Origin of the sequence: Pseudomonas sp. zfem005 (assembly GCF_032621735.1) — a bacterium.
GTDB lineage: Bacteria > Pseudomonadota > Gammaproteobacteria > Pseudomonadales > Pseudomonadaceae > Metapseudomonas > Metapseudomonas solani.
The window spans coordinates 132,761-157,212 of the sequence record NZ_JAVYJE010000002.1 but is presented as its reverse complement, the minus strand read 5'-3'; the positions used below and the strand labels follow the sequence as shown (position 1 = coordinate 157,212).

Annotated in this window: 23 protein-coding genes and 1 pseudogene; 11 read left to right on the top strand and 13 right to left on the bottom strand. The window is 66.6% G+C overall.

Features of this window, described 5'->3' with window-relative positions:
* The first annotated feature begins 28 nt into the window (after positions 1-28).
* From ssuE to RTW82_RS04990, 6 genes are all read left to right on the top strand, one after another.
* Entirely contained in the window at positions 29-604 is a 576-nt protein-coding gene (ssuE, locus tag RTW82_RS05015) for an NADPH-dependent FMN reductase (protein ID WP_021222843.1), read from the top strand.
* Between the two features lie 109 nt (positions 605-713).
* Positions 714-1,679 carry a sulfonate ABC transporter substrate-binding protein gene (locus tag RTW82_RS05010; protein WP_316924425.1) on the top strand — a complete coding sequence of 322 codons (966 nt, stop codon included), beginning with the start codon at positions 714-716 and terminating at the stop codon, positions 1,677-1,679.
* Between the two features lie 110 nt (positions 1,680-1,789).
* Positions 1,790-2,947, top strand: a complete 1,158-nt coding sequence (gene ssuD / locus RTW82_RS05005; RefSeq protein ID WP_021222845.1) for an FMNH2-dependent alkanesulfonate monooxygenase — start codon at positions 1,790-1,792, stop codon at positions 2,945-2,947.
* A 10-nt stretch (positions 2,948-2,957) separates the two neighbouring features.
* Complete coding sequence (gene ssuC, locus RTW82_RS05000; protein ID WP_316924424.1) at positions 2,958-3,743, top strand: aliphatic sulfonate ABC transporter permease SsuC; 786 nt, start codon at positions 2,958-2,960, stop codon at positions 3,741-3,743.
* Entirely contained in the window at positions 3,740-4,549 is an 810-nt protein-coding gene (ssuB, locus tag RTW82_RS04995) for an aliphatic sulfonates ABC transporter ATP-binding protein (protein WP_316924423.1), read from the top strand. Before ssuC ends, ssuB begins: the two co-directional genes overlap by 4 nt.
* Positions 4,550-4,650: 101 nt before the next feature.
* On the top strand, positions 4,651-4,866 hold the full coding sequence (locus RTW82_RS04990) for a molybdopterin-binding protein (RefSeq protein ID WP_003455791.1): 216 nt from the start codon (positions 4,651-4,653) through the stop codon (positions 4,864-4,866).
* A gap of 339 nt (positions 4,867-5,205) precedes the next feature.
* Here RTW82_RS04990 and aguA read toward each other — a convergent pair whose 3' ends face one another.
* The 7 genes from aguA to RTW82_RS04955 form a co-directional block, all read right to left on the bottom strand.
* On the bottom strand, positions 5,206-6,312 hold the full coding sequence (gene aguA, locus RTW82_RS04985) for an agmatine deiminase (protein ID WP_316924422.1): 1,107 nt from the start codon (positions 6,310-6,312) through the stop codon (positions 5,206-5,208).
* Positions 6,313-6,398: 86 nt separating this feature from the next.
* Positions 6,399-7,277, bottom strand: a complete 879-nt coding sequence (gene aguB / locus RTW82_RS04980; RefSeq protein WP_316924421.1) for an N-carbamoylputrescine amidase — start codon at positions 7,275-7,277, stop codon at positions 6,399-6,401.
* A gap of 174 nt (positions 7,278-7,451) precedes the next feature.
* Complete coding sequence (locus tag RTW82_RS04975) at positions 7,452-8,102, bottom strand: TetR/AcrR family transcriptional regulator (protein WP_316924420.1); 651 nt, start codon at positions 8,100-8,102, stop codon at positions 7,452-7,454.
* 60 nt (positions 8,103-8,162) lie between these two features.
* On the bottom strand, positions 8,163-8,618 hold the full coding sequence (locus RTW82_RS04970; protein WP_316924419.1) for an NfeD family protein: 456 nt from the start codon (positions 8,616-8,618) through the stop codon (positions 8,163-8,165).
* A 2-nt stretch (positions 8,619-8,620) separates the two neighbouring features.
* The gene (locus RTW82_RS04965) at positions 8,621-9,541 is read right to left on the bottom strand and encodes an SPFH domain-containing protein (RefSeq protein ID WP_021222852.1); all 921 of its coding nucleotides are present in this window, start codon (positions 9,539-9,541) and stop codon (positions 8,621-8,623) included.
* A gap of 76 nt (positions 9,542-9,617) precedes the next feature.
* Complete coding sequence (locus tag RTW82_RS04960; RefSeq protein ID WP_316924418.1) at positions 9,618-11,402, bottom strand: GspE/PulE family protein; 1,785 nt, start codon at positions 11,400-11,402, stop codon at positions 9,618-9,620.
* A gap of 134 nt (positions 11,403-11,536) precedes the next feature.
* Positions 11,537-11,884: a hypothetical protein gene (locus RTW82_RS04955; RefSeq protein ID WP_316924417.1), complete on the bottom strand. Its 348-nt coding sequence runs from the start codon at positions 11,882-11,884 to the stop codon at positions 11,537-11,539.
* A 125-nt stretch (positions 11,885-12,009) separates the two neighbouring features.
* Here RTW82_RS04955 and RTW82_RS04950 point away from each other — a divergent pair, with 125 nt between their 5' ends.
* Both RTW82_RS04950 and RTW82_RS04945 read left to right on the top strand, forming a co-directional pair.
* Entirely contained in the window at positions 12,010-12,480 is a 471-nt protein-coding gene (locus tag RTW82_RS04950) for an Lrp/AsnC family transcriptional regulator (protein WP_021222855.1), read from the top strand.
* A gap of 205 nt (positions 12,481-12,685) precedes the next feature.
* A pseudogene (locus RTW82_RS04945) lies at positions 12,686-13,686 on the top strand (PDDEXK nuclease domain-containing protein).
* 48 nt (positions 13,687-13,734) lie between these two features.
* Here RTW82_RS04945 and argC read toward each other — a convergent pair.
* The 3 genes from argC to RTW82_RS04930 form a co-directional block, all read right to left on the bottom strand.
* Positions 13,735-14,682: an N-acetyl-gamma-glutamyl-phosphate reductase gene (gene argC, locus RTW82_RS04940; protein WP_316924416.1), complete on the bottom strand. Its 948-nt coding sequence runs from the start codon at positions 14,680-14,682 to the stop codon at positions 13,735-13,737.
* 85 nt (positions 14,683-14,767) lie between these two features.
* On the bottom strand, positions 14,768-15,427 hold the full coding sequence (locus RTW82_RS04935) for a DUF502 domain-containing protein (RefSeq protein ID WP_316924415.1): 660 nt from the start codon (positions 15,425-15,427) through the stop codon (positions 14,768-14,770).
* A gap of 49 nt (positions 15,428-15,476) precedes the next feature.
* The gene (locus RTW82_RS04930; protein ID WP_316924414.1) at positions 15,477-16,844 is read right to left on the bottom strand and encodes an inorganic triphosphatase; all 1,368 of its coding nucleotides are present in this window, start codon (positions 16,842-16,844) and stop codon (positions 15,477-15,479) included.
* 136 nt (positions 16,845-16,980) lie between these two features.
* Between RTW82_RS04930 and argE the strand changes: the two genes are divergently transcribed.
* From argE to RTW82_RS04915, 3 genes are all read left to right on the top strand, one after another.
* Positions 16,981-18,138, top strand: a complete 1,158-nt coding sequence (gene argE, locus RTW82_RS04925) for an acetylornithine deacetylase (protein ID WP_316924413.1) — start codon at positions 16,981-16,983, stop codon at positions 18,136-18,138.
* Between the two features lie 111 nt (positions 18,139-18,249).
* Positions 18,250-19,548, top strand: coding sequence for an amino-acid N-acetyltransferase (argA, locus tag RTW82_RS04920; RefSeq protein ID WP_021218597.1), 1,299 nt, complete (start codon positions 18,250-18,252; stop codon positions 19,546-19,548).
* Positions 19,549-19,697: 149 nt separating this feature from the next.
* Positions 19,698-20,834: an IS481 family transposase gene (locus tag RTW82_RS04915; RefSeq protein ID WP_316924412.1), complete on the top strand. Its 1,137-nt coding sequence runs from the start codon at positions 19,698-19,700 to the stop codon at positions 20,832-20,834.
* A 370-nt stretch (positions 20,835-21,204) separates the two neighbouring features.
* Here the strand turns inward: RTW82_RS04915 and RTW82_RS04910 are convergent, their stop codons facing one another.
* The 3 genes from RTW82_RS04910 to RTW82_RS04900 all read right to left on the bottom strand — a co-directional run bounded on the left by RTW82_RS04910 (position 21,205) and on the right by RTW82_RS04900 (position 24,430).
* Complete coding sequence (locus RTW82_RS04910; RefSeq protein ID WP_043243761.1) at positions 21,205-22,704, bottom strand: CoA-acylating methylmalonate-semialdehyde dehydrogenase; 1,500 nt, start codon at positions 22,702-22,704, stop codon at positions 21,205-21,207.
* A 92-nt stretch (positions 22,705-22,796) separates the two neighbouring features.
* Entirely contained in the window at positions 22,797-23,084 is a 288-nt protein-coding gene (locus RTW82_RS04905; RefSeq protein ID WP_021216780.1) for a cupin domain-containing protein, read from the bottom strand.
* Complete coding sequence (locus tag RTW82_RS04900; protein WP_043243759.1) at positions 23,084-24,430, bottom strand: aspartate aminotransferase family protein; 1,347 nt, start codon at positions 24,428-24,430, stop codon at positions 23,084-23,086. The genes RTW82_RS04905 and RTW82_RS04900 overlap by 1 nt, the downstream gene beginning before the upstream one ends.
* Between the last annotated feature and the right edge of the window lie 22 nt (positions 24,431-24,452).

Sequence of the window (24,452 nt, the reverse complement as noted above, 5' to 3'; positions counted from 1 at the left end):
CGTTTTTTATCGAAGAGGAACAGTCCCGATGTTGGTGGTAACCCTTTCCGGCAGTCCCAGCCTGGAGTCGCGTTCGGCAGCCCTGCTGACCCGCGCCCGCCAGTGGCTGGAGCGGCATGGGGTGGAACTGGCGGGCTTCGCGGTACGGGACTTCCCGGCCGAGGACCTGTTGCACGCACGCTTCGACAGCCCGCAGGTGCAGCACCTGATCGAACAGGTCGGCCGCGCCGACGGGCTGCTGGTGGCGACGCCGGTGTACAAGGCGTCCTTCGCCGGTGCCCTGAAGACCCTGCTCGACCTGTTGCCCGAGCGGGCCCTGGAACACAAGGTCGTGCTGCCCATCGCCACCGGTGGCAGCAAGGCCCACATGCTGGCGGTGGATTACGCACTGCGGCCCGTTCTGACGGCCCTCAAGGCCGAGGAAGTGCTGCATGGCATCTTCGCCGACGACAGCCAGGTGGAGCGCCAGAACGGTGGCGTGCAGCTGGCTCCGTCGCTGGAGCAGCGCCTGGATGAATCGCTGGAGCAGTTCCAGCGGGCCCTGGCCAGAAGGCCGCGGCCCCTGGCCCCGGATGCCCTGCGCAATGCGCGCTGGAGCATCTGAGCAAGACGACACGACACTCCCTCGGGGGTGACAAGAACAAAGCCTTACTCGCCCGCCAACGGGCAAGCAGGCGCAACCAACACCCAAAGCAGAGTTCGAGGAGAGCGCCATGCGCACCATCACTTTGCGTCGGAGCCTGGTCGCCCTGTTTGCAGCGGCCATCACCTTCGGCGCCATCACCCAGGCACAGGCCGAGACCTTGCGGATCGGCTATCAGAAATACGGCACCCTGGTGCTGCTCAAGGCCAAGGGCTCGCTGGAGAAGCGCCTGGCCGACCAGGGCATCGAGGTGAAATGGACCGAGTTCCCCGGCGGCCCGCAGCTGCTGGAAGGCCTCAACGTCGGCTCCATCGACTTCGGCGTCACCGGCGAGACCCCGCCGGTGTTCGCCCAGGCCGCCGGTGCCGACCTGCTCTACGTCGCCTATGAGCCGCCGGCGCCCACCAGCGAGGCGATCCTGGTGCCGAAGGATTCGGCCATCCAGTCGGTCAAGGAACTGGCCGGCAAGAAGGTCGCCCTGAACAAGGGCTCCAACGTGCACTACCTGCTGGTCCGTGCCCTGGAAGACGCCGGCCTGAAGTACAGCGACATCCAGCCCGTGTACCTGCCCCCGGCCGATGCCCGCGCCGCCTTCGAGCGTGGCAGCGTCGACGCCTGGGTGATCTGGGACCCCTTCCAGGCCGCCGCCGAGCAGCAACTGCAGGCGCGCACCCTGCGCAATGGCAGCCAGCTCGTGGATAACCACCAGTTCTACCTGGCCACCCGCGACTACGCGACCCAGCACCCGCAGGTGATCAGCACCCTGGTGGAGGAAGTGCGCGCGGTGGGCGAGGACTCCAAGGCCGACCCGGACAAGGTCACCGAACAGGTGGCGCCGCTGCTCGGCCTGCCCAAGGACATCACCGCCATCGCGGTGAAGCGCCAGGGCTACGGCGCGCAGTTCCTCACCCCGGAGGTGGTCGCCGCGCAGCAGAAGATCGCCGACACCTTCACCGACCTGAAGCTGATCCCGAAAAAACTCAGCATCAAGGACGTGATCTGGACGCCGCCCGCCAAGGTCGCCCAGCAGCCGTGATGTGCGCCTTGCCCCGCGCCAGGACGGCGCGGGGAAGGTCCTGATACCCGTAAACGAACCATCATCGCGCGGCTACGCCACGCCGGCGCGCTCACTCTGGAGTTATTGCGATGAGCCTCAACCTCTTCTGGTTTCTGCCTACCCACGGCGACGGCCACTACCTCGGCACATCCGAGGGCGCCCGCGCTGTCGATCACGGTTACCTGCAGCAGATCGCCCAGGCTGCCGACCGCCTCGGTTTCGGCGGTGTGCTGATCCCCACCGGCCGTTCCTGCGAGGATTCCTGGCTGGTCGCCGCCTCGCTGATCCCGGTGACCCAGCGCCTGAAGTTCCTCGTGGCCCTGCGCCCGGGGATCATTTCGCCCACCGTCGCCGCACGCCAGGCCGCCACCCTCGACCGCCTCTCCGGTGGCCGGGCCCTGTTCAACCTGGTGACCGGGGGCGACCCGGACGAGCTGGCCGCCGATGGCCTGCACCTGAACCATGAAGAGCGTTACGAGGCTTCCGTCGAATTCACCCGCATCTGGCGCCGCGTACTGGAGGGCGAGACCGTCGACTACGACGGCAAGCACATCCAGGTGAAGGGCGCCAAGCTGTTCTACCCGCCGCTGCAGCAGCCGCGCCCGCCGCTGTATTTCGGCGGTTCCTCCGAAGCAGCCCAGGACCTCGCCGCCGAGCAGGTCGAGCTGTACCTGACCTGGGGCGAGCCGCCGGCCGCGGTGAAGGAGAAGATCGAGCAGGTGCGCGAGAAGGCCGCCAAGCTCGGCCGCAGCGTGCGCTTCGGCATCCGCCTGCACGTGATCGTGCGCGAGACCAACGAAGAGGCCTGGGCCGCCGCCGACCGCCTGATCGCCAACCTCGACGACGAGACCATCGCCAAGGCCCAGGCCGCCTTCGCCCGTTTCGATTCCGTCGGCCAGCAGCGCATGGCTGCCCTGCACAACGGCCGCCGCGACCAGCTGGAGGTCAGCCCCAACCTCTGGGCCGGCGTCGGCCTGGTGCGTGGCGGTGCCGGCACCGCGCTGGTGGGCGATGGCCCCACGGTGGCGGCACGGGTCAAGGAATACGCCGACCTGGGCATCGACACCTTCATCTTCTCCGGCTACCCGCACCTGGAAGAGTCCTACCGCGTGGCCGAACTGCTGTTCCCTCACCTGGACGTGGCGCGCCCGCAGACGGGTGATGGCCTGGCCTTCGTCAGCCCCTTCGGCGAGATGGTCGCCAACGAGGCGCTGCCCGAGCGTCGCCTCAAGGTCTCCCAGAGCTGAGGATGCGCAGATGAACCTCCAATCCATCCTCCAGCGCCTGGCGCCCTGGGCCTTGCCCTTCACGCTGCTGGCCGTCTGGCAGATCGCCGTGGAAACCGGCCTGCTCTCCACCCGCATCCTGCCGGCGCCCAGCGCCGTGGTGACGGCGGGCTGGCACCTGCTCTCCAGCGGTGAAATCTGGACCCACCTGGCCATCAGCGGCTGGCGCGCCGGTATCGGCTTCGCCATCGGTGGCGGCATCGGCCTGCTGCTGGGCTTCATCACCGGCCTGTCGAAATGGGGCGAGCGCCTGCTCGACAGCTCGGTGCAGATGATCCGCAACGTGCCGCACCTGGCGCTGATCCCGCTGGTGATCCTGTGGTTCGGCATCGATGAGTCGGCGAAGATCTTCCTCGTCGCCCTCGGCACCCTGTTCCCCATCTACCTCAACACCTACCACGGCATCCGCAACGTCGACCCGGCACTGGTGGAAATGGCGCGCAGCTATGGCCTCTCCGGTTTCGGCCTGTTCCGCCAGGTGATCCTGCCCGGCGCGCTGCCCTCGATCCTGGTGGGCGTGCGCTTCGCCCTCGGCTTCATGTGGCTGACCCTGATCGTCGCCGAGACCATCTCCGCCAGCTCCGGCATCGGCTACCTGGCGATGAACGCCCGCGAGTTCCTGCAGACCGATGTGGTGGTGCTGGCGATCCTGCTCTACGCGGTACTCGGCAAACTGGCCGACGTCGCCGCCCGTGGCCTCGAACGCCTGTGGCTGCGCTGGCACCCGGCGTACCAGGCCAAGGGAGGTGCGGCATGAATGCCCTGTCCACCCCGCAACGCCTGAAGCGCGGCATCCCGCTGGCGATACGCAGCATCGGCAAATCCTTCGGCGAGCGCGAAGTGCTCAAGGACATCGACCTGCTGATCCCCGCCGGCCAGTTCGTCGCCGTGGTCGGCCGCAGTGGCTGCGGCAAGAGCACCCTGCTGCGCCTGCTGGCCGGGCTCGACAAGCCCAGCCGTGGCCAGCTGCTGGCCGGCTCCGCGCCGCTGGAAGACGCATGCGAAGACACCCGCCTGATGTTCCAGGACGCCCGCCTGCTGCCGTGGAAACGGGTGATCGACAACGTCGGCCTCGGCCTCTCCGGCAACTGGCGGCCCAAGGCCCTGGAAGCGCTGGAGGCCGTGGGCCTGGCCGACCGCGCCCAGGAATGGCCGGCGGCGCTGTCCGGTGGCCAGAAGCAGCGCGTGGCCCTGGCCCGCGCCCTGATCCACGAACCGCGCCTGCTGCTGCTGGACGAACCGCTGGGCGCGCTGGATGCGCTGACCCGCATCGAGATGCAGCAACTGATCGAACGCCTCTGGCAGAAGCACGGCTTCACCGTGCTGCTGGTCACCCACGACGTCAGCGAGGCCGTGGCCATCGCCGACCGGGTGATCCTGATCGAAGACGGCGAGGTCGGCCTCGACCTGGCCGTGGAACTGCACCGCCCCCGCGCCCGTGGTTCGGCACGGCTGGCGGCACTGGGGGCCGAGGTGCTGGAGCGGGTGCTGTCGCAACCCGCCTCGCCACCGGAGCCGGAACCCTTTTCACCCCTGCCCACGCAGTTGCGTTGGGCGCTCTAAGAGCAGCCGGAAGCTCGAAGCCGGAAGCCTGAAGCAGGCAGTCCTCTTCAAGCTTTCAGCTTCTGGCTTACAGCTCATTTTCGACCCCAGGAGAAAACACCATGACCATCAAAGCCATCAACGTCCGCAACCAGTTCAAAGGCACCATCAAGGAAATCATCGAAGGCCCGGTGCTGTCGGAAATCGACGTGCAGACCGCCGCCGGCATCGTCACCTCGGTGATCACCACCCGTTCCGTGCGCGAGCTGGAGCTGGGCATCGGCTCCGAAGTGATCGCCTTCGTGAAATCCACCGAGGTGTCCATCGCCAAGCTGTGACCCGCTGGATGAGGTTGCGTCAGCTGCCTTGTGCCGACATGAAGAGCCCCCGCGCATGCGGGGGCTCGTTCGTTTGGGGGCACGTGTGGGAGCGAATTCATTCGCGATGCGGACCGCAGGGCCGCCCGGCAGGACCGGGATCGCTGCGCGATCCTTCGCGAATGAATTCGCTCCCACAGAGGCGTGGTTCGTAGGATGGGTAGAGCGAAGCGAAACCCATACGGTTCCTGGCACACCAATGATGGGTTTCGTACCTCTACCCATCCTACGGGTAGCTGGTGCCTTGTGTCGGAATGAAAAAGCCCCGCTTTCGCGGGGCTTCGTTCATCCGGGTTCGGCTCAGCGCTTCTGCGGTGCCGGCTGTTGCTGGGTGATGCAGTGGATGTTGCCGCCGCCGAGGAGGATTTCGCGGCCGGGGACCATCACTACTTCGTGCTGCGGGAACAGGCGCTTGAGGATGGCTTCGGCCTCGGCGTCCTTGGGGTCGTCGAACTTGGGCGCGATGATGCCACCGTTGACGATGAGGAAGTTGACGTAGGAGCCGGCCAGGCGGATCGACGGGTCGCGTTCCTGGGTGCCGGCCACCAGGTCGACGCCGGCGCATTCCTCGTCCGTGGCGTAGAGCGGGCCGGGGATCGGTATCTTGTGCACCACCAGCTGGCGGCCCTTGGCGTCACGGGCTTGCTCCAGCACCTTCATCGCCGCCTGGCAGCGCGGGTAGTTGGGGTTGGCCGGGTCGTCGGTCCAGGCCAGCAGCACTTCGCCCGGGCGCACGTAGCAGCAGAAGTTGTCGACGTGGCCGTCGGTCTCGTCGTTGTAGAGGCCGTCCGGCAGCCAGATGATGCTGTCCACCGCCAGGTGGTCGCGCAGCACTGCCTCGATCTCCTCGCGACCCAGGTGCGGGTTGCGGTTGCGGTTGAGCAGGCATTCCTCGGTGGTGATCAGGGTGCCTTCGCCATCCACGTGGATGGAGCCGCCTTCCAGCACGAAGCCTTCGGTGCGGTAGCCCTGGAAGCCTTCGATGCGCAGCACCTTCGAGGCCACCTGGTCGTCACGGTTCCACGGCGAGTAGAGGCCGCCGTCGAAGCCGCCCCAGGCGTTGAAGGCCCAGTCCACGCCGCGCACTTCACCCGTGTCGTTGGTCACGAAGGTGGGGCCGGTGTCCCGCACCCAGGCGTCGTCGGTGGTGATTTCCACCACGCGGATGTTCGGCTCGTCCAGGCGCTGGCAGGCGTTCTCGTACTGGCCGGCGCTGACGCATACGGTCACCGGCTCGAAGCGGGCGATGGCGCGGGCCACGGCGGTGAAAGCCGCCTGCGCGGGCTTGCCGCCGAGGCGCCAGTTGTCCGGGCGCTCGGGCCAGACCATCCAGGTGCGGCTGTGGGTTTCCCATTCCGCCGGCATGCGGAAGCCATCGGCGCGGGGGGTGCTGTTCAGAGGTTTCATGGGGGTTACCTGTGGTCGCCCGGCGAGGGGCGCTGCGGTGGCTGTTGAGTGGGCCCCGCGCTGGCGGGGGCCACTGGAAAGGGGTGTCAGGACTCCAGGGAGCCGTCCAGGGTCTTCAGCGGGCCGTACAGGTTCGGGCGACGGTCACGGAAGGTGCCCCAGGCGCTGCGGGTACGTTCCAGTGCGTCGAGGTCGAAGCTGTGCACCAGCACGCCTTCCTCGGTTTCGTTCAGCTCCTCGACCTTGGCACCGAACTGATCGGCGATGAAGGAGGAGCCGTAGAAGGTGATGTCGTAGCCGTCCTGCTCCTCGCGGCCGATGCGGTTCGACGCCACCAAGGGCATCAGGTTAGCGCCTGCGTGGCCCTGCTGCACGCGCTGCCAGTGGTCGCGCGAGGTGATGCTGGCGTCGTGGGGCTCGCTGCCGATGGCGGTGGGGTAGAAGAGGATCTCGGCGCCCAGCAGCGCCATGCTGCGGGCGCACTCGGGGAACCACTGGTCCCAGCAGATGCCGACGCCGATGCGCGCGTAGCGGGTGTTCCACACCTTGAAGCCGGTGTCGCCGGGGTTGAAGTAGTACTTCTCGTGGTAGCCGGGGCCGTCCGGGATGTGGCTCTTGCGGTACACGCCGAGGTTGCTGCCGTCGGCGTCGATGATGGCGATGCTGTTGAAGCGCGCGCGCCCGGCCAGCTCGAAGTAGCTGATGGGCAGCACCACCTGCAGTTCGGCGGCCACCTTCTGGAAGTGGGCGATGGCGGCGTTGACCTCGGTGGCGGTGGCCAGCAGCAGGTAGTCGGCGTTGGGCTTCTGGCAGAAGTAGGGGGTCTCGAACAGCTCCTGGATGAGGATGATCTGCGCCCCCCTGGCGGCCGCCTGGCGCACCAGTTTCTCGGCGTTGGCGATGTTCGCGGCGCGATCCCAGGAGCAGGCCATCTGGGTGGCGGCGACGGTAACGATGCGGGACATGGAGACACCTCGTCAGGACGATTGCTGTCGATGAACGGGCGCAGGTCGCCCGGGGATGGCGACTTTATAATCGATAAAAATCTGCTTTAAAAGCGATTTAAATCGGTAAAAAGAAAATTATCGCCAATAAAACGGATGTTTATCGGATTAAGGGTGGATAAAAATCGAGCGATTTCAGGGGGTATCGGCAAGCCCGATGGCCCGCTTGGGCAGGAAGGGCGGCAGGTAGAGGCCGAGGTAGGCATCGAACACGCGCATGCCTTCCTCGGCGAAGCGCGGGGTGATCTCGCCGTGCAGCTGCACCGAGCGGGCATAGACGCGATCGCCCAGCTCCATGGCCAGGGCGAAGACGTCGATGTCATCCGGCAGCGCCGGCAGTTCGAAGTGGCGATCGAACAGGCGGTGCATCAGGCGGCCCAGCTCGATGTCGTGCTGGCGGTCGGCCTGGGTCACTTCGGTGAGGCCGTGCTGGGCGAGGATCAGCTGGCGTGCGGCGGTGTCCTCGGCGTAGATCGCCAGCATGCGTTCTTCCACCAGGCGCGAGAGGTCGCGCCAGCTGCCCAGGCGGCCGTGTTCCACCGGCTCCTGCAGGCAGGCGCGGAAGGCGGCGTGGACTTCGGCGGTGAGGCCTTCGAGGATCGCCGGCACGCTGGCGAAGAAGTGGTAGACGGAGGAGGGCGGCATCTCCGCGCGCTCGGCCACGCTGTAGATCGACAGGTTGGCCACGCCTTCCTCGGCCAGCAGCGCGCGGGCGGCGTCGAGAATCCCGGCGATGCGCAGCTGGCTGCTGGCGCGGGGTTTGCGGGTGGTGGCGGGACGTGGCATGACGGGCTCCTGGGCGACGCGCTATTGGACGTCAGGGCGGGAGCCCGTGCAAGGCTTGCGTCAGTTGTCGCCGGCAGGTTCCACCTTGAGCAGCACACCGTCCTGGCCGACCACGCGGACTTGGGCGCCGACGGGCAGGTCGGGCCCGACGACCAGCCACACCGAGTCGCCGGCCTTGATCTTGCCGCGCCCGCCTTCGATGGCCTGGTGAAGGGCGAACTGGCGGCCGACGAATTCCTGGCCACGGCGGTTCAGCCCCGGCTGGTCGGAGGGCTTGGCGGCGCTGCGCTGGCGGCGCCACCAGTAGACGGCGGTGCACACCGAGAGCACGCCGAAGAGGATGAACTGCACCTCCCACGGGATGCCCGGCACGAGGAAGGTGAGCACGCCCACCGCGGCGGCGGCGAGGCCGATCCACAGCAGGTAGCCGCCGGCGCCGAAGACTTCGAGGATCAGCAGCAGGGTGCCCAGGGCCAGCCAGTCCCAGAAGGACAGGGTCTGCAGGTAGCCGAGCATGGTCAGACCTTCTTGTCGCCGAAGGTGGCTTTGACGATCTCGCCGATGCCGCCCACCGAGCCGATCACCTGGCTGGCCTCCAGCGGCATGAGGATCACCTTGCTGTTGTTGGCGCTGGCCAGGCTGCCCAAGGCCTCGACGTATTTCTGCGCGACGAAGTAGTTCACCGCCTGCACGTTGCCGTTGGCGATGGCCTGGGAGACCACGCGGGTCGCCTCGGCTTCGGCCTGGGCGGCGCGTTCGCGGGCCTCGGCTTCGAGGAAGGCGGCGGCGCGTTCGCCCTCGGCGCGGAGGATTTCCGCCTGCTTGTGGCCTTCGGCGGTGAGGATGGCGGCGGAGCGGGAGCCTTCGGCCTCGAGGATCTGCGCGCGCTTGAGGCGCTCGGCCTTCATTTGGCTGGCCATGGCTTCCACCAGGTCGGCGGGCGGGCTGATGTCCTTGATCTCGATACGGGTGACCTTGATGCCCCAGGGCGCGGTGGCCTCGTCGACGGTGCGCAGCAGGCGCTCGTTGATGGCGTCGCGCTGGCTGAGCATGGCGTCCAGCTCCATGGAGCCGAGCACGGTGCGGATGTTGGTCATCACCAGGTTGCGGATGGCGTGCTCGAGGTTGTTCACCTCATAGGCCGCCTGGGCGGCGTTGATCACCTGGAAGAAGCACACGGCGTCGATCTCGACGATGGCGTTGTCGGCGCTGATGGCTTCCTGCGGGGGGATGTCCAGCACGGCTTCCATGACGTTGAGCTTGCGGCCGATGCGGTCCATCACCGGGACGATGATGTTCAGGCCCGGCTTGAGGGTGTTGGTGTAGCGGCCGAAGCGCTCCACCGTCCACTCGTAGCCCTGCGGCACGACCTTGAAGCCCATGAAGACGATGGCCACGGCGAGCGCGACGAAGAGGAGTACGACTGTGGTGATGCCCATGACTGTTCCCTGTAGGTGAGTGCCGGCAGCGGCCTTTCTCGGTTATCCGCCCGGATTCTGCGCCGGGCGGCGGTGGTTACTTCTGTTCGTTCTGCGGGGTGACCCGCAGCACTTCCTCGACCGTGGTGAGGCCGGCGGCGACCTTCTGCGCGCCGGACAGGCGCAGGCTGCGCATGCCTTCCTTGAAGGCGTTGCGGCGCAGGCCGACCAGGTCGGTGTCGGCGGTGATATAGCTCTTCACCGAGTCCGACAGCAGCATGATCTCGTAGACCCCGGCGCGGCCCCGGTAGCCGGTGTCGCGGCATTCCAGGCAGCCCACGGCGCGGTGCGCCCCGGTGGGCAGCGGTGCGCTCCAGGGGCGGGTGAGGTTCTGCCAGTCCTCTTCTTCCAGCTCGATGGGCGCCTTGCAGTGCGGGCACAGGGTGCGCACCAGGCGCTGGGCCATGACCCCGAGCAGGGTGGCGCGCAGCAGGTAGTAGGGCACGCCCAGTTCCAGCAGGCGGGTGATTGCGCTGGGGGCGTCGTTGGTGTGCAGGGTGGAGAGCACCAGGTGGCCGGTGAGCGCCGCCTGGATGGCCATCTCGGCGGTCTCCAGGTCGCGGATCTCGCCGACCATGATGATGTCCGGGTCCTGGCGCATCAGGGCGCGCACGCCGCTGGCGAAGGTCAGGTCGATGTTGTGCTGCACCTGCATCTGGTTGAAGGCGCCCTCGATCATCTCGATGGGGTCTTCGATGGTGCAGACGTTCACCTCGCTGGTGGCCAGCTGCTTGAGCGTGGTGTAGAGCGTGGTGGTCTTGCCCGAGCCGGTGGGGCCGGTGACCAGGATGATGCCGTTGGGCTGGTTGGTCATGCTCTGCCAGCGCTTGAGGTCGTCCTGGGAGAAGCCCAGCTGGTCGAAGCTTTTCAGCAGCACCTCGGGGTCGAAGATTCGCATCACCATCTTCTCGCCGAAGGCGGTGGGCAGGGTCGACAGGCGCAGTTCCACCTCGCCGCCCTCCGGGGTCTTGGTCTTGACCCGGCCGTCCTGGGGCTTGCGCTTCTCCGCCACGTTCATGCGGCCGAGGCTCTTCAGGCGGCTGACGATGGCCATCGTCACCTGGGGCGGGAATTGGTAGACGGTGTGCAGCACGCCGTCGATGCGGAAACGCACGGTGCCCTGTTCGCGGCGCGGCTCGATGTGGATGTCACTGGCGCGCTGCTGGTAGGCGTACTGGAACAGCCAGTCGACGATGTTGACGATATGCGCGTCGTTGGCGTCGGGTTCCTGGTCGTTCGCCCCCAGTTTCAGCAGTTGTTCGAAGTTGCCGACGCCGCTGATCTTCTGGTCCACGGCATTGGCGCCGCTGACCGACTTGGCCAGGCGGTAGAACTCCACGGTGAAGCGCTGGATGTCTGCCGGGTTGGCGACGATGCGCTTGATCGGGCGCTTGAGCACGTGGGTGAGGTTGCCCTCCCAGCTGTGCACGAAGGGCTGGGCGCTGGCGATGGTGACGCTCTCGCTGTCGGCAGCCACGGCGAGGATCTTGTGGCGCTGGGCGAAGGCGTAGGACATCAGCGGGGTGACCGCGGCGACGTCGATCTTCAGCGGGTCGATGCGCAGGTAGGGCTGGCCGGCGTACTCGGAGAGCCACACGGTCAGGGCTTCGAGGTCGAGCTTCTTGCCGGGGCGTTTGAGGTCGTCGACCTGCTGGCTGGCGAGGAATTCCAGCGGGTGCTGCTGGTTGTTCACCGCGCTGCGGCGAATCGCCATGCACTGCTCGGCGGTGTCCTGGGCGATCCGGCCCTGGTTCACCAGCTCCCGCAGGAGGTCGTTGAGGTCCAGCCAGCGATCCTGGGCGGCTGAGGCAAAAGCGGACATGCAGGCTCCTTGGTCACGCGATCCCGGTCAGGGAAGAGTAGCCAACGCACTCTTCCGTGGAGGGGGCACAGGATGCCCGAATCGGCGCCTCGGGGCGAAGGGCATTGCGTGATCGGGTGCACCGAACGGCGTGGTCAGGATGCCGCAGGCTGCACATCCACCGAAAACACGCTGACCAGGGAGCGCATTTTCTGCGCGATGACCTCGGCGCGGTGGAGGGTCAGGCCGTCCTGGCGCACCCGCAGCAGCAGCTCGTCGCCCTGGCGGCTGGACTCCAGCCACTGCGGCACCAGTTGCAGCTGGGCGAAGTAGCCGAGCAGGCGGCTGAGGATGTCCGCGTCGGCCTCGGCGAGGATGGTGAAGCTCAGGGTGCGCGCCTGGCCGGGCAGCTGCGCCTTGCTCCACACGTCTACCCGCGACGCCAGGGCGGCGGTGAAGGGCGGTGGCAGGGTGACGCGGGGTGATTCTTCGAGATCGAGCATGTTGGCGGCTCCGGAGGCGACGGCCTATTTTCCGGGCGCCAAGCGGAGAATTTCTGCCTGTTTATTGGTCCTTTCGGCTTGTTGAGGAATAGAATTTCCCCGATATCCGAATATTGGGGTTTTTCATGCCTGTCGAACTCGATCCCTACGATCGCCGCATCCTCGAACTGCTGCAGGAGGACGCCAGCATCGCCACCGCCGAGATCGCCGAGCGCATCGGCCTGTCCCAGTCGCCCTGCTGGCGGCGCATCCAGCGGCTCAAGGAGGAAGGCGTGATCCGCCGCCAGGTGACCCTGCTGGACCGGCGCAAGATCGGCCTCAACGCGCAGATCTTCGCCCAGGTGAAGCTCAACGCCCACGGCCGCTCCAACCTCACCGAGTTCGCCGAGGCCATGCAGGGCTTCCCCGAGGTGCTGGAATGCCACGTGCTGATGGGCGCAGTGGACTTCATGCTGCGCATCGTCACCAAGGATATCGAGGCCTACGAGCGCTTCTTCTTCGAGAAGCTGTCACTGGTGCCGGGCATTCAGGAGGTCAACTCCATCGTCGCCCTGTCGGAGATCAAGTCCACCACCCGCTTGCCGGTGGGCGGGTAGTGCTGGGGCCTTCATGGGCACCCTTGTAGGGGCGACTTCAGTCGCCAAGCGGGCCGTAGGTCCGCCCCTCGAGGTCACGATGGGGCCGCTGCGCGATCCAGCGAGAGGTATGGGACGGTTCCCTTGGCATGGCGCGGCGAGCGCCGGATTTTCATGCCATGACAGGTACGCGATGGTGACTGGCTTATCAGCCAGGAGCCATGTCATGAACACGCCAGGATCAACGCTGGATACCGCCTTTGGCGACATCGCACTGATGATCGCCAGTGCCCGCCAGCGTGCCTATCAATCGGTCAATGCCGAGCTGATCACGCTCTATTGGCGAATCGGGCGTCATATCAGCGAGAAGCTGGAGTCGTCGGAGTGGGGCGAAGGGGTCGTCGAGCAACTGGCGAAGTACCTGGCTCGCACCCAGCCGGGGCTACGCGGATTCACCCGGCGCAACCTGTTTCGCATGCGCCAGTTCCACGATGCCTGGCCGGATGAGGCAATAGTGTCAGCGCTGCTGACACAAATACCCTGGACCCACAATCTGCTCGTGCTTGGCCAGTGCCGTACCCCCGAGGAGCGCGGTTTCTATCTGCGACTGGCGATACGGGAACGCTGGTCAAGCCGTGAGCTGGAGCGGCAGTGTCGGGCTGGATTGTTCGAACGCTCGCTGAACCGGCCTGCCTGCGCATCGAAAACCCTGCGGCAACGGCAACCGGATGCCATAGATGCCTTCAAGGATGCCTATGTCTTCGAGTTCCTGGATTTGTCCCCTGGGCACGGCGAGGCGGAGTTGCATCGTGGCTTGTTGTTCCGCCTGCGGGACTTTCTGATCGAGCTGGGGCGGGACTTCTGCTTCATTGGGTCCGAATACCCGTTGCAGGTCGGTGGCCGTGACTTCTTTCTTGATCTCTTGTTCTTCCATCGAGGCCTCAACTGCCTGGTGGCCATCGAACTCAAGGTGGGGCGTTTCGAGCCGGAATACCTGGGGAAGCTGGATTTCTACTGGAGGCTCTGGACCGGGATGAACGCAAGCCTCACGAGCAGCCCGCCATCGGTGTGCTGCTGTGTGCCAGCAAGGATGATGAGGTGGTGGAGTACGCCCTCAACCGTTCCCTGTCTCCGGCGCTGGTGGCCGAGTATCGAACTCAGTTGCCGGATCAGGAGCTGCTGCAGCGCAAGCTCCAGGAGTTTTATGCACTCGATTCACGGGACTGACCCATGAAAAAGCCCCGCATCGGCGGGGCTTTTTCTGGGTGGTGCGGATCAGGCGTTGAGGCCGGTGGCCTCGTCGGCGCCGATGTGCACGTTCATGCACTGCACCGCGGCACCGGCGGCGCCCTTGCCGAGGTTGTCCAAGCGCGCGACCAGGTTGAGGCGGTCGGCGGAGCCGAAGACGAAGAGGTCGACGCGGTTGGTGTCGTTGCAGCCCTGGACGTCGAAGAAGCCGCCGTCGAGGTTGCCCTCGTCACCGGCCGGCATCACCCGCACGAACTGTTCGCCGGCATAGTGCTGGCGGTAGATCTCGGTGATTTCGGCGGAGCTGGCCTTGCGCGCCAGGCGCTCGGTGTAGAGCGGCACGGTGACCGCCAGGCCCTTGAGGAAGGGGCCGACGATGGGGTTGAACACCGGCGCCTGGGCCAGGCGGGCCTGGACGCGCATTTCCGGCAGGTGCTTGTGCTCCAGGCCCAGGGCGTAGGGGCGCGGGCTCATCAGGGCGGCGTCGTTGCCGGCTTCGTACTGGGCGATCATGCCCTTGCCGCCACCGCTGTAGCCGGTGAGGGAGAAGGTCGACAGCGGGTAGTCGGCGGGCAGCAGGCCGGCGTCGATCAGCGGGCGCACGGCGAGGATGAAGGCACTGGCGTGGCAGCCGGGCACGGCGATGCGCTTGCTGGTGCGGATCTTCTCGCGCTGGCCGGCGGCCAGTTCCGGCAGGCCGTAGGCCCAGCTGTCATCGGTACGGAACGCGGTGCTGGCGTCGATGATGCAGGTGTTCGGGTTGGTCACCAGCGACACCGCCTCGCGGGAGGCCACGTCGGGCAGGCAGAGGAAGGCGACGTCGGCGGCATTCAGGAAGCGCGCGCGCTCCTGCGGGTCCTTGCGTTTGTCATCGGCGATGCGCAGCAGCTCGATGTCGGCACGGCCGGACAGATAGTCGAGCAAGCGGAGGCCGGTGGTGCCTTCCTGACCATCTACGAACACTTTGAAAACCATGGCGGACTCTCTCGGACAGACGAATGAAGAGCGGGGCGCGCATTGTAACCAGCGTGGTGGCGCCTTGGCCAAGCGCGTCGGCGGATCAGCCCCGCGAGGCGTCGGGCGGTGTGGCCGTGGGCGGCGGAGTGAGGCCCATGGAGACGTAGATGCTGGTCAGCGCGTCGACGCCCATGTCGGCCGGGCGCACCCAGTCCACCGGCACGTAGAGCAGGCCGCCACCCACCGGGATGGGCGCGGTGGGCACCAGGATGGCGCAGTAGGGCCGGCCTTCCAGCTCGATGGGCGCGGAGCTGGGCTGCAGGGCGAGTACCGCCGCGCCGTCGCCACCGAAGAAGCACCAGACCGGCTTCATGGTGGTGATGTCGGCGTTCTTTTCCTTGTCGAGCATGCCGACGAAGCGGTCGGCGATGTTGTAGACGTTGCCGATCAGCGGGGTGCGCCGCAGGGTCTGGTCGAACAGCCAGGCCAGGGGCCGGCGCAGACCCAGCTGCACGGCCAGGCCCAGGGGATAGAGGCTGGCCAGCAGCACCAGGGTGCCGACGAACCAGGCGAGGTAGGGGTTGCTGGCGAACGGCTGGCCGAGGACGGCGAGCAGTTGGCCGATCAGCGTCGAGGGGCCCACCAGGCGATTGAGTAGGCTGACGATCCAGGCCAGCAGCGCCAGGGTCAGCACCAGCGGCAGCAGGGCCAGCAGGCCGGTCAGCCAGGTGCCGAGCAGGGATCGGAAGCTTTGCTTGAACATCGGGTGGGTTCCTCGTCGGCACCGCGCGGGCGCGCGGTGCCGGGTCGCATCACTTGAGCAGCTGTTTCCAGCTCTTCAGCGTCAGCACGTGGTGGGCCTGGGTGACACGGGCTTCGAGGGCTTCCTCGTCGATCGGCTGGCTCGCCAGTTCGGCCAGCTTGTTCAGCTCGCCGTAGCAACGGTCGGTCTCGGGGATTTCCAGCAGCACGCTGCGGGCCAGGCGCAGCCAGACCAGCAAGCGCTCGATGCGCGGCAGCTGCTCGGCGAGGTCTTCGGGCTGGCGCTTGTAGCGGTCCAACTGCAGGTCGCGGGCTTCGTCGCCCAGCAGGCGCGGCAGCCATTTGCCCAGCGCCGCCTTGCCCTGGCGGTTGCCACGGTCGTTGCGGTTGGCCGCCCAGCCACGGGCCAGCAGCCAGCTGGAGGCTTCGAGGGAGAACAGGCCCCAGCGGGTGCCGGCCAGTTCGTCGGCGAACTGCTGTGGTGCGGCCTGGCGCGCGGCTTCGTCGTCCTGGCCGGCGGCCAGGCGCGGGCGCCAGTCGCCGATCAGGGCGTCCAGGGCTTCACGCAGGCTGTGGCTGCTGGCGCGCGGCGCGGCCTGGCCGAGGCTGCCGAGCAGGGCACGCAGGTCGATCAGTTGCTGCAGCCATTCGCCGAGCAGCTTCCAGTGGCCGTTGAAACGGTATTGCTCGGCCAGGCGCTGGCTGCTGCCGAGCAGGTACCAGGCGATGGCGGCTATGGCGTCGTCCAGGGGCATCTCGGCGTCCAGCGCCGGGGCCGGCAGGGTGACGCTGTAGCTGTTGGCGTCGAACAGGCGGTAGCCACGCTCGGCCTTGCTGATGTCGCAGGGCATCAGGGCCAGGTCGGCGGCCAGTTCACGGGCCAGCTCCAGCAGGGCTTCGGGCTCACCCTGGCGCAGTTCCAGCTCCAGCTCGCAGATTTCTTCCTCGGCCTTGCCGGCGATGACCTTGCCCAGGTCCAGGGCGGCTTCCACCACCACCTTGGCCTTGCCACGGCCCCAGGCGATCTCGGCGCGCTCGCGGACGAAGTCGGTGGTGAAGATCGGTGCCAGGGTCTTCTTGTCCAGCTCGGCGAGGCTGGCGGGCCAGCAGTCGTCACCGAGTTTCTTCGGGTCGAGCTTGGCCTTGGTCAGGTACCAGTCCCACTCGTTGCGCTCGGAGAGGCCGGCCACGCTCTGGCCACGGCTCTTCAGGGTCTGGATGAATTGATCACCGTCGCGGCGCAGGCGCAGGGCGACCTTGGCGCGCGACAAATCCCGCTCGGGGGTGTCGTAGTACTGGTTGAAGAGCTCACGCTTCTCCCAGCCGCTCTTGTTGCGCTTCTTCAGCAGCGGGTGGTCGCGGAGGGCTTCGAGGGTCTCGCGGCTGGCGCGGAGCTTGATTTCGGTTTCTTTTTGCATGGCCGGAGTTTTATCAGTCGCAGCACGGGATGGCTGCCGAGGCGGTGAAGTCTACAGGACGCCGAGGCGCCCTGCCGGGCGGTTTCGCCGGTGGAGCGTTGTCCCTATGATGAGCCCTCGTCCGTGGAGGTAACCGATGCCCATTCCAGACCTGAAGAGCCAGTTCGCCGCGCTGATCGCCGCCCCTTCGGTGAGCTGCACCCAGCCCGGCTGGGACCAGTCCAACCAGGCGGTGATCGACCTGCTGGCGGCCTGGCTGGGCGAGCTGGGCTTCCGCTGCGAGGTGCAGCAGGTGGCGCCCGGCAAGGCCAACCTGCTGGCCACCCTGGGCAGCGGCCCCGGCGGCCTGGTGTTGGCGGGGCACAGCGACACCGTGCCCTTCGACGCCGCGCTGTGGAAGACCGACCCGCTGCAGCTCGCCGAGGCCGATGACCGCTGGTACGGCCTGGGCAGCTGTGACATGAAGGGCTTCTTCCCCCTGGTGATCGAGGCGGTGCGCACCCTGCGCGACCAGCCCTTCCGCCGCCCGCTGATCGTCCTGGCCACCTGCGACGAAGAGAGTTCGATGTCCGGTGCCCGCGCCCTGGCCGCCGCCGGGCAGCCCCTGGGCCGCGCCGCGGTGATCGGCGAGCCCACCGGCCTCAAGCCGATCCGCCTGCACAAGGGCGTGATGATGGAGCGCATCGACATCCTCGGGCAGAGCGGCCACTCCTCCGACCCGAGCCTGGGGCGCAGCGCCCTGGAGGCGATGCACGAGAGCATCGCCGCGCTGGTGGCCCTGCGTGGTGAGTGGCAGCGCACGTTCAACAACCCGCTGTTCAATGTGCCCCAGCCCACTCTCAACCTCGGCTGCATCCACGGTGGCGACAACCCCAACCGCATCTGCGGCCAGTGCAGCCTGGAGTTCGACCTGCGCCCGCTGCCGGGCATGGAGCCGGAAATGCTCCGCGCGGCCATCCGGCAGCGCTTGGCGCCGCTCGCCGAGCGCCATGGCGTGGCCATCGACTACCAACCGCTGTTCCCCGCCGTGCCGCCCTTCGAGGAGCCCGCCGGAAGTGATCTGGTGCGCCTGGCCGAACGTCTTACCGGGCATGCCGCAGAAGCGGTGGCCTTCGGCACCGAAGCCCCGTATCTTCAGCAGCTTGGTTGCGAGACCCTGGTGCTCGGCCCCGGCGACATCGCCTGCGCCCACCAGCCCGATGAACACCTCGAACTGTCACGCATCGAACCTACCGTGGCGCTGTTGCGCCAGCTCATCCAGCACTACTGCCTGAACCCCGCCGACAAGGCCTGATGTGGAGGGAATCCGTTGATGTTCCTGCGACGACGATAAACGCGACGCCCCCGACTCCGTCTCCGGAGTAGCACCGCTCATTTCGCCAACGTTCACAGGCTCACGGAATCCATGCACGACTACGTCAACTGGCTGCGCCACGCATCGCCCTATATCAACGCCCACCGGGACTGCACCTTCGTGGTGATGCTGCCCGGCGAAGGCGTCGCCCATCCGAATTTCGGCAACATCGTCCACGACCTGGTGCTGCTGCACAGCCTGGGGGTGCGCCTGGTGCTGGTGCACGGCTCGCGCCCGCAGATCGAGGCACGCCTGGCCGCGCGCGGGCTCACTCCGCACTTCCACCGCGACCTGCGCATCACCGACGGCCCCACCCTGGAATGCGTGATCGACGCCGTGGGTCAGCTGCGCATCGCCATCGAGGCGCGCCTGTCCATGGACATCGCCGCCTCGCCCATGCAGGGCTCGCGCCTGCGTGTGACCGGCGGCAACTTCGTCACCGCGCGGCCCATTGGCGTGGTCGATGGCGTCGACTACCACCACACCGGTGAAGTGCGCCGCATCGACCGCAAGGGCGTCGGCCGCCAGCTGGACGAGCGCTCCATCGTGCTGCTCTCGCCCCTGGGCTACTCACCCACGGGGGAGATCTTCAACCTCGCCTGCGAAGACGTCGCCACCCGCGCCGCCATCGACCTGGGGGCGGACAAGCTGGTGCTGTTCGGCAGCGAACGCGGGCTGATCGACGAAGCCGGCAAGCTGGTGCGCGAACTGCGCCCGCAGCAGGTGCCCAGCCACCTCGTGCGCCTGGGCAACAGCTACCAGGCCGAGCTGCTGGACGCCGCCGCCCAGGCCTGCCGCAGCGGGGTCAAGCGCAGCCACATGGTCAGCTACGCCGAGGACGGCTCGCTGCTCACCGAGCTGTTCACCCGCGACGGTGGCGGCACCCTGGTGGACCAGGAGCAGTTCGAATCCCTGCGCGAAGCCACCATCGAGGACGTCGGTGGGCTGATCGACCTGATCACCCCGCTGGAAGACCAGGGCATCCTGGTGCGCCGTTCCCGCGAGGTGCTGGAGCGCGAGATCGGCCAGTTCAGCATCGTCGAGCGCGACGGCCACATCATCGCCTGCGCGGCGCTCTATCCCATCGCCGACTCCGAAGCCGGCGAGCTGGCGTGCCTGGCGGTGAACCCGGAATACCGCCACGGCGGCCGTGGTGATGAGCTGCTGGAACGCATCGAGGACCGCGCCCGCGCCCTGGGCCTGAAGACCCTCTTCGTGCTCACCACCCGCACCGCCCACTGGTTCCGCGAGCGCGGCTTCCAGCCCAGCGGCGTGGAAAGCCTGCCGGCGGCGCGCGCCTCGCTCTACAACTACCAGCGCAATTCGAAGATCTTCGAAAAGGCGCTCTGAGGCTGCTCCTACAGAACTGAGGACTCGGCAGGATGAACGCGTGCCGTAGGGTGTGCCGTGTGTTCAGCCGGGGGACATAGGTGACAGGTGTCGGGAGACATAGGTAACGCATTTAGGCTTACGGAATCCTTCGAAGAGGAGTTCGAGCGATGCCGTGGCAGGAGTGCACCACCATGTCGATACGACGTGAATTCGTACTGTTGGCCCAACACCCGCAGAGCAACATCCGGGAGCTCTGTCGACGCTATGGCATCAGCCCCAAGACGGCTTACAAATGGCTGGAGCGATATCAAGAACTGGGTGATTCCGGCCTGCAGGATCAGTCCCGTCGTCCKCTGACGAGTCCTGGACGCAGCARCGCCGAGYTGGAGCGAGAGGTGGTGCGCCTGCATCACCAATTCCCTTATTGGGGCGCTCGCAAGCTGCTYCAYCTGCTGCCAAAGGCYATGGATCGCCCTCATCACAGCACCCTCGATGCGATTCTCCGGCGCCATGGCTGCCAGGTGCGCTATCACGCCGAAGACGCMCAGGCACCGGCCACCCAACGCTTCGMGCACAAGCRRCCCAACGAGCTCTGGCAGATCGACTTCAARGGCAACTTCCAYCTTTCGGACCGTAACTCRCCACGTTGYCACCCGCTGACGGTRCTCGATGACCAYTCACGCTTTGCGCTCTGCCTGGAGGGCTGTGAAGGGGARCGCCTGRAACTGGTKCGCCCCAAGCTGGCCGCGGTTTTCCGTCGCTATGGGCTGCCATGCCGGATAACGGCCGACAACGGCCCGCCCTGGGGCTCRAACATCGAGGGCGGCCTATCCGCCCTGGAAGTCTGGCTGATGCGCCTGGGTATCGATGTCAGTCATAGCCGCCCTTATCACCCGCAGACGCAAGGCAAGCTCGAGCGTTTCCATCAAACCCTCAAGCGTGAGCTGCTGCATCGCAGCTTCAGTGACATGGAGCACTGCCAGCGCGTGATGGACCAATGGCGAGACCAGTACAACCAACAACGACCTCATGAGGCACTGGGCCAGTTACCACCGATATCGCGCTATCAGCCAAGCCTAAGGGCGTACCCGGAGCAATTGCCGGAAATCGAGTACGAGCCGGAGGACAAGGTGCTCAAGGTAGGGGGAACCGGACAGGTGCAATTCAAAGGGAAAAGCCGGTTCGTCGGTGGTGGGTTATTGGGCGAGCGAATCGCAATACGCCCCACCGGTGTGGATGGTGTCTACGATGTGATTTTCATCCATAAGACAATCCGCCAGTTCGACCTGAGAGAGAAGAAGTAACGACCAGCAACCCGTTACCCATGTCCCCCGACAAGCGTTACCCATGTATCCCGGCTGAACAGGGCCGGCAGCATGGGTTTCGCGGTGCTCTACCCATCCTACGAAGACACCGAGACACCGAGGCACCTCCGTAGGATGGCGTAGAGCGGAGCGAAACCCATCAATTCCGGGCACAGACCTGGCTCAGGCGCCGGACCGGCAGCATGGGTTTCGCGGGCTCTACCCATCCTACGGCGGCGCCAATTCATCGTCGTAGGATGGGTAGAGCTTGGCGAAACCCATCACCCAATGAGCAGGCACATGCCGCATTGGAAGGGAAACAAAAAAGGCCAGTCTCTCGACTGGCCTTTCTCTTATCTCACCCGATCACTCAGGAGTTGTTGCTCGGGAACGCGAACTGCGCGGCCTCGTGGCTGGCGCGTTGCGGCCAGCGCTGGGTGATGGCCTTGCGGCGGGTGTAGAAGCGTACGCCGTCCGGGCCGTAGGCGTGCAGGTCGCCGAACAGGGAGCGCTTCCAGCCGCCGAAGCTGTGGTAGCTGACCGGTACCGGCAGCGGCACGTTGACGCCGACCATGCCCACTTCGATTTCGTCGCAGAACAGGCGGGCGGCTTCGCCGTCGCGGGTGAAGATGCAGGTGCCGTTGCCGTATTCGTGGTCGTTGATCAGCTGCATGGCTTCTTCCAGGCTGCCGACGCGGACGATGCACAGCACCGGGCCGAAGATTTCTTCCTGGTAGATGCGCATGTCGGCGGTGACGCGGTCGAACAGGGTGCCACCGACGAAGTAGCCATCTTCATGGCCAGCGACGCGGTAGCCGCGGCCGTCCACCACCAGTTCGGCACCGGCGGCGACGCCGTCGTCGATGTAGCCGACCACCTTGTCGCGGGCGGCGGCGGTGACCAGCGGGCCCATGTCGAGGCCGCAGTTGGTGCCGGCGCCGATCTTCAGGCCCTTGATCTGCGGGACGATTTTCTGCACCAGCGCATCGGCGATCTGGTCGCCCACGCACACGGCCACGGAGATGGCCATGCAGCGCTCGCCGCAGGAGCCATAGGCAGCGCCCATCAGCGCGCTGACGGCGTTGTCGAGGTCGGCGTCGGGCATCAGCACGGCGTGGTTCTTGGCGCCGCCCAGGGCCTGGACGCGTTTGCCGCGCTTGGTGCCTTCGGCATAGATGTATTCGGCGATGGGGGTCGAACCGACGAAGCTGATGGCCTTAACTTCCGGCGCTTCGATCAGGGCGTCCACGGCTTCCTTGTCGCCGTGCACCACGTTCAGCACGCCCTTGGGCAGGCCGGCCTGATGCAGCAGTTCGGCGATGAGCAGGGTGGAGCTCGGGTCGCGCTCGGAGGGCTTGAGGATGAAGCAGTTGCCGCAGGCGATGGCCAGCGGGTACATCCACAGCGGCACCATGGCGGGGAAGTTGAACGGGGTGATGCCGGCGACCACGCCCAGCGGCTGGAAGTCGCTCCAGGCGTCGATGTTCGGGCCGACGTTGCGGGTGTATTCGCCCTTGAGGATTTCCGGGGCGGCGCTGGCGTATTCGACGTTCTCGATGCCGCGCTTGAGTTCACCGGCGGCGTCTTCGAGGGTCTTGCCGTGTTCTTCGCTGATCAGGCGGGAGATTTCCGCTTCGTTCTGCTCCAGCAGCTGCTTGAAGCGGAACATCACCTGGGCGCGCTTGGCCGGCGGGGTGTTGCGCCAGGCCGGGAAGGCGGCCTTGGCCGAGTCGATGGCCTGTTGCACGGTGGCGCGGCTGGCCAGGGCGACCTTGCGGGTGGATTCGCCGGTGGCCGGGTTGAACACGTCGGCCGTGCGGCCTTCGCCGGTAACGAGCTCACCGTGGATCAGGTGCTGGATGGTGCTCATGGTCATCTCTCTTGTAGGGCTTTGTCGGGGTGGTCCTGGGGCGCGGGCAGCGGCTGCGCACCCGCCCTCTCCTCACGGGGAGAGGGTGGACGTCATTTGATTTCGGTTTCGATGAAGACGATTTCGTGGTCGCTGGCGTTGATCACATTGTGCTCGACGCCGGCCTTGCGGAAGTAGCTCTGCCCGGCCACCAGGGGCGCGCGTTTCTCGCCCTCCGGGGTTTCCAGCAGCAGGGTGCCGCCGGTCATGGGCACTACCACGTAATCGTGGCCGTGCAGGTGGCGACCGGTCTCGGCACCGGGGGCGAAGCGCCACTCGGTGACGATGACGTCGGCGTTGTCCACCTGCACGGTGGGCACGGCCTGGGGGCGTGCACTCATCAGTTGATGCCTTGCAGGGCCTGGCCGACGGCGTCGAACACGCGGTCGAGTTCTTCCGGCTTGGCGTTGAAGGTCGGCCCGAACTGCAGGGTGTCGCCACCGAAGCGAACGTAGAAGCCAGCCTTCCACAGGGCCATGCCGGCCTCGAACGGGCGGACGATGGCATCGCCGTCACGGGGGGCCAGTTGCAGGGCACCGGCGAGGCCGCAGTTGCGGATGTCGACCACGTGCTTGGCACCCTTCAGGCCGTGGATGGCCTTCTCGAAGTGCGGGGCCAGGTCGGCGGCCTGCTGGATGAGGTTTTCCTTCTCCAGCAGCTCCAGGGCGGCGAGGCCGGCGGCGCAGGCGACCGGGTGGGCGGAGTAGGTGTAGCCGTGGGTGAATTCGACGGCGTATTCGGGCGTCGCCTGGTTCATGAAGGTCTGGTAGATCTCGCGGCTGGCGATCACCGCGCCCATGGGGATGGCGCCGTTGGTGATCTGCTTGGCCACGTTCATGATGTCCGGGGTCACGCCGAAGAACTCGGCGCCGGTGTTCTTGCCCATGCGGCCGAAGGCGGTGATGACTTCGTCGAAGATCAGCAGGATGTTGTTGGCGTCGCAGATTTCGCGCAGGCGCTGCAGGTAGCCCACCGGCGGCACCAGGGCGCCGGCGGAGCCGGCCATGGGCTCGACGATCACGGCGGCGATGTTCGACGCGTCATGCAGTTCGATCAGCTTCAGCAGTTCGTTGGCCAGCTCCACGCCGCCGGTCTCGGCCATGCCCTTGGTGAAGGCCAGGCCCGGTTGCAGGGTGTGCGGGAGGTGGTCGACGTCCATCAGCTGGCCGTACATCTTGCGGTTGCCGTTGATGCCGCCAAGGCTGGTGCCGGCGATGTTCACGCCGTGGTAGCCACGGGCGCGGCCGATCAGCTTGGTCTTGGTGGCCTGGCCTTTCAGGCGCCAGTAGGCGCGGGCCATCTTCACCGCGGTGTCGGCGCACTCGGAGCCCGAGCCGGTGAAGAACACGTGGTTCAGCTCGCCCGGGGTCATGTCGGCGATCTTCTCGGCCAGCTTGAACGACAGCGGGTGGCCGTACTGGAAGCCCGGGGAGTAGTCGAGGGTGCCGAGCTGCTTGGCCACGGCCTCCTGGATTTCCTTGCGCGAGTGACCGGCGCCGCAGGTCCACAGGCCCGACAGGCTGTCGTAGATGCGACGGCCCTGGTCGTCGATCAGCCAGCTGCCTTCGGCGGCCACGATCAGACGCGGGTCACGCTGGAAGTTGCGGTTGGCGGAGAACGGCATCCAGTGGGCGTCCAGCTTCAGTTGGCTGGCCAGGGAGGGGGTGGCGGTCTGCGGCATGTTCATTCTTGTCTGCCTCGCGATGGGG

What these genes read in the sequence shown, in the direction of transcription:
- aguB (WP_316924421.1), bottom strand. Translation starts at nt 7,277, where the DNA reads ATGTCCCGCATCGTTACCGTCGCCGCCACCCAGATGGCCTGCTCCTGG.
- RTW82_RS04955 (WP_316924417.1), bottom strand. Translation starts at nt 11,884, where the DNA reads ATGCTCGATCTCGAAGAATCACCCCGCGTCACCCTGCCACCGCCCTTC.
- RTW82_RS04975 (WP_316924420.1), bottom strand. Translation starts at nt 8,102, where the DNA reads ATGCCACGTCCCGCCACCACCCGCAAACCCCGCGCCAGCAGCCAGCTG.
- RTW82_RS05010 (WP_316924425.1), top strand. Translation starts at nt 714, where the DNA reads ATGCGCACCATCACTTTGCGTCGGAGCCTGGTCGCCCTGTTTGCAGCG.
- RTW82_RS04910 (WP_043243761.1), bottom strand. Translation starts at nt 22,704, where the DNA reads ATGAGCACCATCCAGCACCTGATCCACGGTGAGCTCGTTACCGGCGAA.
- argA (WP_021218597.1), top strand. Translation starts at nt 18,250, where the DNA reads ATGCACGACTACGTCAACTGGCTGCGCCACGCATCGCCCTATATCAAC.
- RTW82_RS04965 (WP_021222852.1), bottom strand. Translation starts at nt 9,541, where the DNA reads ATGGGCATCACCACAGTCGTACTCCTCTTCGTCGCGCTCGCCGTGGCC.
- RTW82_RS04935 (WP_316924415.1), bottom strand. Translation starts at nt 15,427, where the DNA reads ATGTTCAAGCAAAGCTTCCGATCCCTGCTCGGCACCTGGCTGACCGGC.
- argC (WP_316924416.1), bottom strand. Translation starts at nt 14,682, where the DNA reads ATGGTTTTCAAAGTGTTCGTAGATGGTCAGGAAGGCACCACCGGCCTC.
- ssuB (WP_316924423.1), top strand. Translation starts at nt 3,740, where the DNA reads ATGAATGCCCTGTCCACCCCGCAACGCCTGAAGCGCGGCATCCCGCTG.
- aguA (WP_316924422.1), bottom strand. Translation starts at nt 6,312, where the DNA reads ATGAAACCTCTGAACAGCACCCCCCGCGCCGATGGCTTCCGCATGCCG.
- ssuE (WP_021222843.1), top strand. Translation starts at nt 29, where the DNA reads ATGTTGGTGGTAACCCTTTCCGGCAGTCCCAGCCTGGAGTCGCGTTCG.
- RTW82_RS04930 (WP_316924414.1), bottom strand. Translation starts at nt 16,844, where the DNA reads ATGCAAAAAGAAACCGAAATCAAGCTCCGCGCCAGCCGCGAGACCCTC.
- RTW82_RS04960 (WP_316924418.1), bottom strand. Translation starts at nt 11,402, where the DNA reads ATGTCCGCTTTTGCCTCAGCCGCCCAGGATCGCTGGCTGGACCTCAAC.
- ssuD (WP_021222845.1), top strand. Translation starts at nt 1,790, where the DNA reads ATGAGCCTCAACCTCTTCTGGTTTCTGCCTACCCACGGCGACGGCCAC.
- argE (WP_316924413.1), top strand. Translation starts at nt 16,981, where the DNA reads ATGCCCATTCCAGACCTGAAGAGCCAGTTCGCCGCGCTGATCGCCGCC.
- RTW82_RS04905 (WP_021216780.1), bottom strand. Translation starts at nt 23,084, where the DNA reads ATGAGTGCACGCCCCCAGGCCGTGCCCACCGTGCAGGTGGACAACGCC.
- ssuC (WP_316924424.1), top strand. Translation starts at nt 2,958, where the DNA reads ATGAACCTCCAATCCATCCTCCAGCGCCTGGCGCCCTGGGCCTTGCCC.
- RTW82_RS04990 (WP_003455791.1), top strand. Translation starts at nt 4,651, where the DNA reads ATGACCATCAAAGCCATCAACGTCCGCAACCAGTTCAAAGGCACCATC.
- RTW82_RS04970 (WP_316924419.1), bottom strand. Translation starts at nt 8,618, where the DNA reads ATGCTCGGCTACCTGCAGACCCTGTCCTTCTGGGACTGGCTGGCCCTG.
- RTW82_RS04900 (WP_043243759.1), bottom strand. Translation starts at nt 24,430, where the DNA reads ATGAACATGCCGCAGACCGCCACCCCCTCCCTGGCCAGCCAACTGAAG.
- RTW82_RS04950 (WP_021222855.1), top strand. Translation starts at nt 12,010, where the DNA reads ATGCCTGTCGAACTCGATCCCTACGATCGCCGCATCCTCGAACTGCTG.